Below are 13,052 nucleotides of genomic sequence, written 5' to 3' on the forward strand. Positions count from 1 at the left end.
AAACCCTCGGTGTCATCCCGGGGCCGCGCGAGCGGAACCCGGGATCTATAACCTCTGTGGCTTCAGGATGAAGCGGGACGCGTCCCACCTCGTTCGGCACCCGCAGCGGTTGTGGATCCCGGGTTCTCGCCTGCGGCGAGCCCCGGGATGACACGGGGGGTTGGTAACGAAGCAGCCTACGAACCGCACTTGCGGGAGCAGGCACTGATAAGGACCATCCCCATGGACATCGACCACCCCGACGTCAAAGCCGAGGTCGAGGCGGCCTTCGCTGCCTACGAGACCGCCCTCGTCACCAACGACGTCCCGACCCTTGAGGCCCTGTTCTGGGACAATCCCCGCACCATCCGGTACGGCATCGGCGAAAATCTCTACGGCATGGATGCGATCCGGGCCTTCCGGCGGGCACGCTCGCCGGTCGGGGTCGAGCGCCGCATCGGCGAGACGGTCATCACCACCTTCGGGCGCGACTTCGCCACCGCCTCGACCCTGTTCTGGCGCGAGGCGCATCCCGGCAAGGTCGGGCGCCAGATGCAATCCTGGGCCCGGCTGCCGGAAGGCTGGCGGGTCGTCGCCGCCCATGTCAGCCTGATCGACGAGGTGCCGGCGTGACCGACTTCCCCCTCACCCTCGCCCAGTACCGGGAGGCCTACGCCTCCGGCTCGCTCACGCCGGCTCGGGCCGTGCGCGAGGTCTACCGGCGCATCGCGGCACTCGCCGATCCGGCGGTCTTCATCACCCTCCGGCCCGAGGCCGAGGTGGCGGCTGAAGCAGAGAACCTGCCGGCGGGCCCTCTCCACGGCATTCCGGTCGCCGTGAAGGACAACATCGCGGTGTCAGGTCTCCTCACCACCTGCGCCTGCCCCGATTACGGGACGATCGCGGCGGAGGACGCCGCCGTGGTGGCGCGGCTGCGGCAGGCCGGGGCGCTCGTCATCGGCAAGACTAACCTGGACCAGTTCGCCACCGGCCTCGTCGGCGTGCGCTCGCCCTACGGCGTGCCGCGCAACGCCCTCGATCCGGCACTCGTGCCCGGCGGCTCGTCGTCGGGATCGGCGATCGCCGTGGCGGCGGGTCTCGTGCCCCTGGCGCTCGGCACCGACACCGCCGGCTCCGGCCGGGTGCCGGCAGGGCTCAACAACATCGTCGGGCTCAAGCCCACCCTCGGCGCCCTCTCGACGCGCGGCGTCGTGCCGGCCTGCCGCACCCTCGACTGCGTCTCGGTCTTCGCGCTGACCGCCGCGGACGCCTTCGAGGGTTTCTCGGCGCTCGCGGGGTTCGACGCCGCCGATCCGTTCTCGCGCGCCCTGCCGGTCGGCCAGCCTGGGCCGGTTGCGAAACGGATCGGCGTGCCGGATGGGACGAGCCGGCGCTTCTTCGGCGACACCCTGTCCGAGGCGGCCTTCGACGCGAGCCTCGCGGATCTCGCGGCGCTGGGCGCGACCCTGGAGCCGGTCGACCTGACTCCGTTCTTCGCCGCCGCCGCCCTCCTCTACGACGGTCCGTGGGTGGCCGAGCGCTGGGAGGCGATCCGCGGCTTCATCACCGAGCGGCCGGAGGCGCTGCACCCGGTTACCCGCGCCATCACCGAGCGCGCCACCGCCTTCTCGGCCGCCGACGCCTTCGCGGGCCGCTACCGGCTGGCGGAGCTGCGCCGGGCCACCGAGCCGGTCTGGCAAGGAATCGACGCCTTGTGCGTGCCGACCTTCCCGCGCCCCCAGACTCTTGCGGGCCTCGCCGCCGACCCGGTCGGTCCCAATGCCGAGCTCGGCACCTACACCAACTTCGTCAACCTGCTCGATCTCTGCGCGCTGGCAGTGCCGGGCCATCCCCGCGCCGACGGGGGCCCGGCCGGCGTGACGCTGATCGCCCCGGCCGGCCGGGACGCGACCCTCATTTCCCTCGGCGACGCCCTCCACCGCGCCGGCGGCACGCCGATGGGGGCGACCGGCGCGCGCCTGCCGCCGGCGCCCGAGCCGAGGCCGCCGCTTGCCATGGGCGACGAGATCGAGCTGGTGGTGGTCGGCGCGCACCTCTCGGGTCTTCCGCTGAACGGCGAGCTGGCCGCCCTCGGCGCCCGGCTCCTGCGGGCGGTCGAGACCGCGCCCGACTACCGGCTCTACGCCCTGCCGGGCGCGGGCCCGCGGCGTCCCGGCCTGGTGCGGGTGGCGGCGGGCACGGGCACCGCGATCGCCACCGAGGTCTGGGCGCTGACGCCCGAGGCCTTCGGGCGCTTCGTCGCGGCGATCCCCGCCCCCCTCGGCATCGGCACCCTGCGGCTTTCCGACGGCACGGCGCCGAAGGGGTTCCTGTGCGAGCCGGAGGGCGTGCGGGAGGCCGAGGATGTGTCGCGCCACGGAGGATGGCGGGCTTACCTCGCGGCGGGTCGGGGGGCTTGAACGAACGACAGGGTAAAAGACTGTCGGTCTAATGCGACAGTATCTCCACCCTCCTCGTCATTCCGGGGCCGCGCAGCGGAGCCCGGAGTGCCGAAGGCACGCCTAGACGCGCAGGTGTTGCAGGAGGAAGCGGCACGCTTTCCGCCATCGCCTGAACTGTCCGCGGTCCTGGATTCCGGGCTCCGCTGCGCGGCCCCGGAATGACCCTGTGGGTTTCAAGACGTTCGGTGCGTATCGAACAGATCTTTCATCGCGAAGGGAGCGGCTCGACCGCCCCCTCCCTCGCAGACGAGATCACGCCCGGGTCAGCTTCGACACCACGGCGAGCAGCTGCTCGGGCTTGAACGGCTTGGTGATCCAGCCCGTGGCGCCGGCGGCCTTGGCCTGCTGCTTGATGCCCTCGTCCGATTCCGTGCTGAGGAACAGGATCGGCACGCCGGTCAGGGCCGGCAGCGTCCGCAGGGTCTTGATCATGTCGAGGCCGTTCATCACCGGCATGTTGAGATCGGTGATGACGAGGTTGAGCGCGGAGGACTTCGCCTTGGCGACGCCCTCGGCGCCGTCCCCGGCCTCGATGATGGTGTGGCCGGCGGGACCGAGGACCACCTTGATCATCTGCCGGATGCTCGGGGAATCGTCGACGGCGAGGACGGTAGCCATGGAACGGGAACTCCGGGGAACGCGTACGGGAAGGAAGTGACGATCGGCGCGGCGCTCAGGCGGCGCGGAGGAAAGAGACTTGCGCGCTCAGGCCGGCCCGCGCGAAGGCGCCCTCGACGATGTCGGGCGCGTCGACGAGGGCGAGGCGCTTGGCCTTCCGCTCCGCCGTGCCGGCCGCCGCGACGACGAGCTGCACGAAGGCGATGTCGGCGCGCTCGACGCCGGAGCAATCGAGGGTCAGGTTCGCGGTCACGGCGAGGGCGGCAGCGATCTCGCCGTGTAGCGTGCGGACCGCCCGCAAGGTGCAGTCGCCCGGCATGGTGATGACGAGGGTATCTGACATGACGGCGCCGAGGTCCTGCGAGGCGTCCGAACCGCGCCTCGAAGAAAGACTATGCGGTGGGTCCGTAAAACTTCCTTGAATCGATTGGTCCGGTCACGGACAGAACGCTAACGCTTCCGCAAGCATGCGGCCCGTAGCGTCACCGGAGCCCGGGGCTCGCGATGACCGGCCCGGACGTAATGAACGGTCCTACGGAGACAGGACGATGATTTCCGAGGTGGCGCAGGTGACGCGGGAGCGCCCCCGTCCACGGTGGCTGCGGCTCCGCGCCGAGGTGCCGGCCCCAGTTCCGGTCGACATCGCTCCCGCTGCGGTCGGCACAGGCGTCGAGGCTCCCACCGCGGCGGCGCCCGGCGGCGATCGGCAAGTTTCCGGTCCCCAAGTCTCCGATCGTCAGGCCTGCGACCTGCTGCAATCCTGGCTCGGCCTGTCGGTCCTGCAGCGGCGGGCCCTGGAGGCGCTGGTCGGCGAGCTCGGCCTCGCCTCCTCCCACATGGAGGACAGCGTCCAGGGCCTGACCCACCGCTTCGAGAACATCGCCGCCACGACCCGCGACCAGGCCGGGATCGTGCAGGGCCTCGTCGCCTCGATCCAGGCCGTCGAGATCGACGGGCGCATCGTCCCCCTCGCCGAGGTCGCCACCGGGCTCGGCGGGACGCTCACGGCACTGATGGACAAGGTCGGCCGGCTCTCCCGCGACGGCGGCGCGACGGCCCGCGCCCTCGACGGGGTGCTCGCCGAGATCGACGCGGTCGAGGGCAGCGTCGCGCGGATCGAGACGATCAACCGCCAGACCAACCTGCTCGCGCTCAACGCCAAGATCGAGGCGGCGCGGGCCGGCGAGGCGGGGCGGGCCTTCGCGGTGGTGGCCGACGAGGTCCGCCAGCTGGCGCAGTCGATCAACACGCTCTCGGGCACGATCAAGGACCAGATCGGCTCGATCGCCACCGGCCTGCGCGACAGCCACGGCCTGCTGCAGGACATCGCCACCGTCGACGTCTCGGACGAGAGCCGCAGCGCGGAGGCCCGGGTCCACACCGTGATGCAGGCGCTGGTCGCGCAGACTACGCGCTTCGCCGGCGTGCTGCAGCAGACCGCCGAGACGACGCAGACGATCACCGCCGACGTGTCGGGCGCGATCATCGCCATGCAGTTCCAGGACCTGACGAAGCAGCGCCTGCAGAACGGCGGGACGGTGCTGCGGGCGCTCGCCGCCGAGCTCGACCGGATGGCCGAGCGGACCATGGCACAGGACGTCGGCGGGCAGGGCTTCGACGCACGGGAGCCCGATCGTTCCTGGGCCGAGGCGATGATCGCGGCCTGCACCCTCGGCGAGGTCCGGGACCGCCTGCGCCACCAGGTGCTCGGGCAGGAGCCGCGCGGACCGGCCGACGGGGCTGCGGGCACGCCCGCGGCGGCGGACGAGCTCGACGGCATCGATCTGTTCTGACGCGAGCCGACACATCCCGCCCGCTCCGTTCGGATAAGGCGAAGGTGTGCGATCCCCTCCTCGTGCGGTCTCGCGCTTGCGCGACATTGCAGGGTGAGAGGAGATCGCACGCTCACCTTGTATCGGCATAGATCAAGCTCGAGCCGTATCGCGCGACGAAGCACAGTCGAGCCGTCGACCCATGGGCGCGATTTATGCCGTCTGTCGCACGGGCTCGCCCCACGACGTCTGTCGCGTCCCCCGGGTCAGCCGGCAATTTTTACCGTAAGGTTTCGACGATTGTCCGAATGCTAACCGAAAATTATCGGATTTTGGACACAATCTGATCACTGCGAAATTCCGTAGTTCTCAGCACCCACCGCTGATCTCACGCTTCTCGCCGCCCGCTCGACCGGGGCGGGCGCGGGGAGCGCGAGCGACGGCGTGGGCCGGAGCGGCGTGACGCATTCGTCTTCGTGAATCCCGCGCGAACGAACCAGCGTCCGCGCGAGCCAAGGGTCGATGCCGACATGACTTCCCTCAACCCGGTCGACGTGTTCCGCATGGAGGCCGACGAGCTACTCGCCTGCCTGGAGGCCACGCTGCTCGACCTCGGCGAGAAGCCGCAGGACAGGGCTCTGATCGACACGGCGTTCCGCGCGCTCCACACCATCAAGGGCTCGGGGGCGATGTTCGGCTTCGAGCGGGTGGCGGCCTTCACCCACGACTTCGAGACCGCCTTCGACCTCGTGCGCCAGGGCCGCGTGCCGGCGAGCCTCGACCTCGTGAACGTCGCCCTCTCGGCCAAGGACTACATCCGTCTCCTGATCGAGGATCCCGACGGGGCCGAGCCGGTCTTCGGCCAAGCCATCCTCGACGAGCTCGGCGGCCTCGTCGGGCGGGCGACGGGCCGGGCGGCTCCGACGCCTGAGCCCGAGCCCGAGGCGGCGCCCGCCGGGGCGGCCGGCTGGCAGGTCGGGATCGCCTTCGCGCCGGACGGCCTGCGCAACGGCACCAACCCGCTCGCCCTCCTCGACGACCTGCGCGACCTCGGCGCGCAGGCGGTGGTGCCGCGGCTCGACGCGATGCCCGACCTCGCGGCGCTCGATCCCGAGGCCCTGTCGATCGGCTGGGACGTCACCCTGCCGGCCGGGGTGGCCCGGGAGGCGATCGAGGACGTGTTCCTGTTCGTCCAGGACGAGATGACCCTCACCCTGACGCCGCTCGGCGCCGAAGACGAGGCGCCGGCTCCGCCGGCCCCGGCCGTGGAGGCCGCGCCGCTCCCCGTCCCCCAGGTGGCCGCGGAACCGGTCCGGCTGCACCCGGCGCCGGCATCGCCTCCCGTCCCCTCGCCCGAGCCGCGTGCGGGCGCGCGCCGGAGCGAGGAGCGCACCAGCACCGTCCGGGTCGAGGCCGGGCGCCTCGACGAGCTGATGGACCGGGTCGGCGAGCTCGTGATCGCCCAGGCCCGGCTCAGCCAGCTCGCCGGCCTGCACGCCGATGCCGGCATCAAGACCGTGGCCGAGGAGATCGAGCGCCTGTCGGCCCGGCTCCGCGACACCACGATGAGCATCCGCATGGTGCCGATCGGGGCGTTGTTCGGCCGCTTCCGGCGCCTCGTCCACGACCTGTCGCGGGATCTCGGCAAGCCGGTCGACTTCGTCACCGAGGGCGAGGACACCGAGCTCGACAAGACCGTGATCGAGCGCCTGGCCGATCCGCTGGTCCACCTGATCCGCAACGCCATCGATCACGGCATCGAGGACCCGGCCCGGCGGGCCGAGAGCCCCAAGGGGGCCACCGGCCGCATCACCCTCTCGGCCGAGCATGCCGGCGCCCAGGTGCGGGTCAGCGTGCGCGACGACGGCGCCGGGCTGGATGCGGCCCGCATCCGCGCCAAGGCCGAGGAGAAGGGGCTCGTCGCCCCCGGCACGCCGTTGAGCGACCAGCAGGTCTACCAGTTCCTGTTCGCCCCCGGCTTCTCGACCGCCGCGACGATCTCGGCCCTGTCGGGCCGCGGCGTCGGCATGGACGTGGTCAAGAAGACCATCGAGGGCCTGCGCGGCACGATCGACATCGCGACCGTGCCGGGGGCCGGCACCACGGTCACGCTGCGCCTGCCGCTGACGCTCGCGATCATCGAGGGCCTGCTGATCCGGGTCGGCGAGGGGCGCTACGTCGTCCCGCTCGCGGCGGTCGAGGAATGCGTCGAGCTGCCCGAGGGCGACCGGGCGAGCCGCGGGCGCGACTTCCTGAACATCCGCGGCGCGCTGGTGCCGTTCCTGCGCCTGCGGACGCTGTTCGGCGCGGAGGGCGAGCCCGACCCGTACCAGAAGGTCATCATCGTGTCGGTCGGCGAGACCCGGGTCGGGCTCGTTGCCGACCAGATCATCGGCAACCACCAGACGGTGATCAAGTCGCTGTCGAAGCTGCACGCCGACGTGACGACCTTCTCGGGGGCGACGATCCTCGGCGACGGCACCGCCGCCCTCATCATCGACGTCGGACGGCTCGTCTCCGGCGGCCAGGCCGAGATGCCGCGCGAGTTCCAGGAGGTGGCATGATGACCGGCACGACGGAATCCTCGCGGCAGGCGGACGGCCTGCAGGTGGTGATGATGCGCATCGGGACGGAGACCTTCGCGCTCGATGCAGGCATGGTGCGCGAGATCATCGACCCGATCCCGGCGACCCGGGTGGCGGGGGCGCGGGCGCATCTCGACCGGGTGGTCAACGTGCGCGGCAACGTCGTGCCGCTGGCCGACATCCGCGAGCGCTTCGGCATGAAGCCGGAAGCGGCGACGCCGGACACCCGCTTCGTGGTGATCGAGGTCGGCATCGCGGGCGATCCGGTGATCGTGGCCCTCGTCGCCGACAAGGTCTTCGAGGTGACCGAGGTCCAGACCGGCACGGCGCAGCAGGTGCCGAAGGTCGGCACCTCGTGGCGGCCCGAATTCATCAAGTCGATCGTCAAGTGCGGGGACGATTTCGTCATCCTGCCCGACGTCGAGCGAATCCTGAACTGAGCCGGGGCGGCGCCTGATCGCGGTGCGGTCGAGCGCTGCTCCAGATCTTCATTGTGCCGCATTGTCGCCGACGAACCGGTGCTCGCGTCGTCGGACAATCCTCGGGCCGGAGTTGTTTCATGCGTTTTACGATCAAGGCGAAACTGGCCGGCGGCTTCGCGTCGGTCCTGGTCCTCGCCGGCGCGGCCGGCGCCGTCGGCTACCAGAAGCTGACGGCGGCCGACGAGGCGATGAAGTTCGTCGTCAGCCGCTCCGAGGTCCAGACGCACGTGCTCGACGCCAAGGCCCATGCCCTCCGGGGCATCTCGAACACGCGCGCCGCCGTGATCAGCTCGGATGACGCCCAGATGGCCCATTTCAGCAAGCGCGCGGCGGACAACGCCGCCGACACGCTCGCCGCGATGGCGAAGGCCAAGACCTACATCACCTCCGACGAGGGCCGGCGGCTCTTCGAGATCCTGTCGGGCAAGTACGACACCGTGCGGGCGCTGGGCGCCAAGGCGCTGGACCTGACCCGGCTCAACTCGAACGCCCGGACCTGGTCGGAGATCGCCGCGACCGGGCGTCCCGCCACGGCCGCCCTGCGGGCCGAGCTCGACGCGATCGTGAAGGGCCGGCCGGGCCAGGCGGGCGACGACGAGTTCGTCCGTGCCGCGGCAGCCTTCCAGGTCCGCGTGGAGCGGGCCTGGGGCGAGATGCAGTCGGCGACCGGCGCCACGACCGTCGAGGCGCTGGAGCACAGCGTGACCGCGGCAAAGCAGGTGCGTGAGGAGCTCTCGCGCGCGATGGACGAGCTCATCCGCGTCGGCGCCGCCCGCAACCTCCCGGTCGAGGCGATCCGGCAGAAGTACACTGCCTGGGCGGCCTCGTTCCAGAAGGCCCTCGCGACCGTCGAGACCGGGAGCACCATCCAGGCCGCCTCCCTCGCCTCGGGCGACTACTCCACCGCGAGCACGGCCGCGACCGATGCCTTCGACGCCCTGGTCGCATTCCAGGGCAGGCGCATGGCCGATGCGGTGGCCCGCGCCAAGGCGGATGCGAACGAGGGCCAGACGATGCTGCTCGCCGTGCTGGCGGGCGCGCTTCTCGCCGGCCTCGCGATCGCGACCTGGCTGGCCGTGACGATCTCCCGCGGCTTGAGCCGCGCGGTGTCGCTCGCCGACGCCGTGGCCGTGGGCGATCTCGGCCAGACCGTGACGGTGACCTCCCGCGACGAGATCGGCGACCTCGTCACCGCGATGAACCGCATGACCGCCAACCTGAACGCGACCGCCGGCCTCGCCGACGCGATCGCGGAGGGCGACCTCACGGTGGAGGCCAAGCCCCTCTCCGAGAAGGACCGGATGGGCCTCGCCCTCCAGACGATGCTGACGCGCTTGCGTGCCGTGGTGACGGATGCGGCGGCGGCGGCGAACAACGTCTCGGCGGGCTCGCAGGAACTGTCGGCCTCGGCCGAGCAGCTGTCCCAGGGTTCGACCGAGCAGGCGGCCTCGACCGAAGAGGCCTCGGCCTCGATGGAGGAGATGGCCGCCAACGTGAAGCAGAACGCCGACAATGCCGGCCAGACCGAGACCATCGCCCGCCAATCGGCCAAGGATGCCGAGGCGAGCGGCGTGGCGGTCGGCCGCGCCGTCGAGGCGATGCAGACGATCGCCCAGAAGATCACCATCGTGCAGGAGATCGCCCGCCAGACCGATCTGCTCGCGCTCAACGCCGCGGTCGAGGCGGCGCGGGCCGGCGAGCACGGGCGGGGCTTCGCGGTAGTGGCTTCCGAGGTGAGGAAGCTCGCCGAGCGCTCTCAGGCTGCGGCGGCCGAGATCGGGACCCTGTCGATCGACACGGTGAAGGCGGCGCAAGCCGCGGGCGACATGCTGGGGCGGCTCGTTCCGGACATCAAGCGGACGGCGGCTTTGGTGGAGGAGATCTCGGCGGCGTGCCGGGAGCAGGACGTGGGATCGGGTCAGATCAACCAGGCGATCCAGCAGCTCGACAAGGTGACGCAGCAGAACGCGTCGGCGTCGGAGCAGGTGTCGGCGACGTCGGAGGAGCTGGCGGCGCAGGCCGAAACGCTGCAGGCGACGATCGCGTATTTCCGCATCGACGGGAGCGAGGCTGCGGCGGGGTCGCGTGTGATCGACGGGGCGGTGTCGCAGTTGCGCGCCACGGCCTCCCGGATGGCGGCTCCCTCGGCGGTGGTGAAGTCGCCCGCGCAGGGGACCGCCAAGCGGGTCGCCCCGGGCCGCCCGGCGTCGAGGATCTCGGCCAAGACCGCCGCCACCCGGTCCGCGGGCGGAGGCTTCGCCCTCGATATGGGTGAGGGCGACGACCGCGACGCCGACTTCACGCGCGTCGCCTGACGCGCGGCATCCTCGGTCCGCGCGGGATCGACCTCCGCGCGGATCGCCGGCCCAGCGGCCGATCCGAGGGCCGCGCGGTCGGGTCGGCGCGCCCTCCGCCCGCGCGGCTCGCGCAGGGGGCTCCAGGGCTTCGATTTCGCAGCATGTCCTCCGACGACCGGCATCCACCCCGTCGGACGATGCTCTGCTCGACATTTCAGCGATCAAGAACGAGGGGCGACGGTCACATGCGGTTCACGATCAAGGCCAAGCTCGGGATCGCCTTCGGGCTGATCCTGCTGCTTCTCGGGGGAGCCGGGACGCTCGCGGTCTCGAGCCTCAGTCAGTCCAACGACCGGATGCAGGCCTTCGCGGCCCGCCCGTTCACCCAGGTCCAGCGTGTGCTCCGCATGGAGGCGATGTCCTACGACGCGGCCCGCATGTTCGCGCGCGCGATGCTCGAGCCCACGACCCCGGCCCGCGAGAAGCTGTTCTCGGACTTCAAGGCGCACGACGCCAAGTTCCAGGGCATCCTCCGGGACTACACTGATCTCTCCCCCGTGGAGGAGCGCGCTCGCGTGCAGGCCCTGCGTGACGATTGGGGCAAGCTCGTCGAGGCGGTGACCAAGGGGATGGAGTTCGCGCTCCTGAACGGCAACAACACCGCCAACACGATCGCGACGACCGAGCAGATGTCGGCCTACGCGGCCGTGATGGCGCGCATCGAGGACCTCAAGGCGCGGCCCGGCCTCTCGACCGAGGATCGCGGCCTGGTCTCAGCCCTCGAGCTGAAGATGGTCCGCTTGCGCGGCGAGATCTACCGCTCGATCGTGATCACCGACGACGACCTTCTGGCCAAGATGGCGACGGACTTCAGCGAGAACCAGAAGGCCCTCGGGCGCGATGTCACCAAGCTGGTCGAGGCGGGCCGGGCTGGCGGCTTCGCGGACGCGGCTGGCGCCCTCCTCGTCGCCGTGAAAGCCTGGGAGCCCTCGGCCGAGAAAGTCTCTGCTCTCGGCGTCGCCAATACCGACGCCAAGGCCCTGCGCTACTACGTCGGCCCCTTCACCGATGCCCGCCGGGCGCTGCTCGACGACGTGGCCAAGCTGCGCACCTACGAGGAGTCCGTGGCCCAGGGCTTCGTGCGCGACACGCAATCGGCCTACGAATCGACCCGCTCGATCCTGGTCGCCGTCGTCGCCGGCGCGGTGGTCCTCGGGCTCGCCATGGCGTTGTGGATGGCCGTCTCAATCTCCCGCGGCCTGTCGAAGGCGGTCTCCGCGGCCCAGAGCGTCGCGGCGGGCGACCTGACCAAGGACGTGGTGCCGACCGGGCGGGACGAGGTGACGGACCTCCTGCGGGCGATCCAGGCGATGAACGCGAAGCTGCGCGACGTCGTCGGCCAGGTGGTGACCGCGGCGAGCAACGTCTCGGCGGGCTCGCAGGAACTGTCGGCCTCGGCCGAGCAGCTGTCGCAGGGCTCGACCGAGCAGGCGGCGTCGACCGAAGAGGCCTCGGCCTCGATGGAGGAGATGGCCGCCAACGTGAAGCAGAATGCCGACAATGCCGGCCAGACCGAGACCATCGCCCGCCAGTCGGCCAAGGATGCCGAGGCGAGCGGCGTGGCGGTCGGACGCGCGGTCGAGGCGATGCAGACGATCGCCCAGAAGATCACCATCGTGCAGGAGATCGCCCGTCAGACCGATCTGCTCGCGCTCAACGCCGCGGTCGAGGCGGCGCGGGCCGGCGAGCACGGACGTGGTCACACAAAAACGCGGTGGTGGCTTCCGAGGTCCGCAAGCTCGCCGAGCGGAGCCAGGCGGCGGCGGCCGAGATCGGGACCCTGTCGATCGACACGGTGAAGGCGGCGCAACAGGCCGGCGACATGCTGGGGCGGCTCGTTCCGGACATCAAGCGGACGGCGGCCCTGGTGGAGGAGATCTCGGCGGCGTGCCGGGAGCAGGATGTCGGGTCTGGGCAGATCAACCAGGCGATCCAGCAGCTCGACAAGGTGACGCAGCAGAACGCGAGTGCTTCGGAGCAGGTGTCGGCGACGTCGGAGGAGCTGGCGGCGCAGGCCGAAACGCTGCAGGGGGCGATCGCCTATTTCCGCATCGACGGGAACGAGGCTGCGGCGGGGTCGCGCGTGATCGACGGGGCGGTGTCGCAGCTGCGCGCCACGGCCTCCCGGATGGCCGCCTCGTCGGCGGTGAGGTCGCCCGCCCGGTCGACGGTCCGCTCGGTCGCCAAGTCTTCGGCCCGCGCTCCCCGCGGGACCGGCTTCGCCTTCGACATGACCGACGTCGAGGACACCCGCGACCAGGACTTCAAGCGCGCGTGAGTCCGACGATCCGGGCGCCGCGGCGTCCGGATCGTCGAACGATCGTCACCCGGCGCGGCCGTCAGCCCGCGCCTTCACCCCCTCCCATCGACCCGCCCCATTTTTTCGTGAAAGAACGCTCATGTCTCTCTTCGTCGGAATGAAGGGTTCCTCCAAGACGCGCGTGGCCCTGGAGGAGATCCGTCGGCTGGGGCAGGCGATGGCTGGCGGCGACCTGTCGGCGCGCGCCGATTTGGCGACGGCGACGGGTGACGCGAAGACGATCCTGATCGCCGTCAACGAATTGCTCGAGACGGCGACGCGTCCGGCCATCGCCCTCGGCGAGGGCATCGGCCGGATGTCGGCGGAGCACAACAAGGGCGATATCGACGTGCTCATCCCCGTCGATCGGTTCAAGGGCGACTTCGCCGCGATGGCACGGGACGTCAACGGCCTGGTGACCAGCCACATCGCCGTGAAGAAGAAGGCGATGGCCTGCGTCAAGGCGTTCGGCGAGGGCGACTTCGACGCCCCCCTCGA

General features: G+C 71.0%; 8 protein-coding genes and 2 pseudogenes. 8 read left to right on the forward strand and 2 right to left on the reverse strand.

Annotated elements, in window-relative coordinates; translation table 11 throughout:
- Positions 1–222: 222 nt before the first annotated feature.
- Positions 223–612, forward strand: a complete 390-nt coding sequence (hpxZ, locus tag BM430_RS28315; RefSeq protein ID WP_093570576.1) for an oxalurate catabolism protein HpxZ — start codon at positions 223–225, stop codon at positions 610–612.
- Positions 609–2,399 carry an allophanate hydrolase gene (atzF, locus tag BM430_RS28320; RefSeq protein ID WP_093570577.1) on the forward strand — a complete coding sequence of 597 codons (1,791 nt, stop codon included), beginning with the start codon at positions 609–611 and terminating at the stop codon, positions 2,397–2,399. Before hpxZ ends, atzF begins: the two co-directional genes overlap by 4 nt.
- Before the next feature lie 294 nt (positions 2,400–2,693).
- Here atzF and BM430_RS28325 read toward each other — a convergent pair whose 3' ends face one another.
- Positions 2,694–3,059 carry a response regulator gene (locus BM430_RS28325; RefSeq protein WP_093570578.1) on the reverse strand — a complete coding sequence of 122 codons (366 nt, stop codon included), beginning with the start codon at positions 3,057–3,059 and terminating at the stop codon, positions 2,694–2,696.
- Positions 3,060–3,114: 55 nt separating this feature from the next.
- Positions 3,115–3,402 carry an STAS domain-containing protein gene (locus BM430_RS28330; RefSeq protein WP_093570579.1) on the reverse strand — a complete coding sequence of 96 codons (288 nt, stop codon included), beginning with the start codon at positions 3,400–3,402 and terminating at the stop codon, positions 3,115–3,117.
- Positions 3,403–3,607: 205 nt separating this feature from the next.
- Here BM430_RS28330 and BM430_RS35605 point away from each other — a divergent pair, with 205 nt between their 5' ends.
- From BM430_RS35605 to BM430_RS34895, 6 genes and pseudogenes are all read left to right on the forward strand, one after another.
- Complete coding sequence (locus BM430_RS35605) at positions 3,608–4,852, forward strand: methyl-accepting chemotaxis protein (protein ID WP_093570580.1); 1,245 nt, start codon at positions 3,608–3,610, stop codon at positions 4,850–4,852.
- A gap of 509 nt (positions 4,853–5,361) precedes the next feature.
- Complete coding sequence (locus tag BM430_RS28340; protein WP_093570581.1) at positions 5,362–7,395, forward strand: chemotaxis protein CheA; 2,034 nt, start codon at positions 5,362–5,364, stop codon at positions 7,393–7,395.
- Complete coding sequence (locus tag BM430_RS28345) at positions 7,395–7,856, forward strand: chemotaxis protein CheW (RefSeq protein ID WP_093570582.1); 462 nt, start codon at positions 7,395–7,397, stop codon at positions 7,854–7,856. The genes BM430_RS28340 and BM430_RS28345 overlap by 1 nt, the downstream gene beginning before the upstream one ends.
- Positions 7,857–7,975: 119 nt before the next feature.
- Entirely contained in the window at positions 7,976–10,213 is a 2,238-nt protein-coding gene (locus tag BM430_RS28350) for a HAMP domain-containing methyl-accepting chemotaxis protein (RefSeq protein ID WP_093570583.1), read from the forward strand.
- A gap of 227 nt (positions 10,214–10,440) precedes the next feature.
- Positions 10,441–12,533: pseudogene (locus BM430_RS28355) on the forward strand (methyl-accepting chemotaxis protein).
- A gap of 121 nt (positions 12,534–12,654) precedes the next feature.
- A pseudogene (locus tag BM430_RS34895) lies at positions 12,655–13,052 on the forward strand (methyl-accepting chemotaxis protein); the annotation flags it as partial.

This window comes from Methylobacterium sp. 174MFSha1.1, from assembly GCF_900116815.1.
Classification (GTDB): Bacteria; Pseudomonadota; Alphaproteobacteria; order Rhizobiales; family Beijerinckiaceae; genus Methylobacterium.

What these genes read in the sequence shown, in the direction of transcription:
- BM430_RS28350 (WP_093570583.1), top strand. Translation starts at nt 7,976, where the DNA reads ATGCGTTTTACGATCAAGGCGAAACTGGCCGGCGGCTTCGCGTCGGTC.
- BM430_RS35605 (WP_093570580.1), top strand. Translation starts at nt 3,608, where the DNA reads ATGATTTCCGAGGTGGCGCAGGTGACGCGGGAGCGCCCCCGTCCACGG.
- BM430_RS28330 (WP_093570579.1), bottom strand. Translation starts at nt 3,402, where the DNA reads ATGTCAGATACCCTCGTCATCACCATGCCGGGCGACTGCACCTTGCGG.
- BM430_RS28345 (WP_093570582.1), top strand. Translation starts at nt 7,395, where the DNA reads ATGACCGGCACGACGGAATCCTCGCGGCAGGCGGACGGCCTGCAGGTG.
- BM430_RS28325 (WP_093570578.1), bottom strand. Translation starts at nt 3,059, where the DNA reads ATGGCTACCGTCCTCGCCGTCGACGATTCCCCGAGCATCCGGCAGATG.
- hpxZ (WP_093570576.1), top strand. Translation starts at nt 223, where the DNA reads ATGGACATCGACCACCCCGACGTCAAAGCCGAGGTCGAGGCGGCCTTC.
- BM430_RS28340 (WP_093570581.1), top strand. Translation starts at nt 5,362, where the DNA reads ATGACTTCCCTCAACCCGGTCGACGTGTTCCGCATGGAGGCCGACGAG.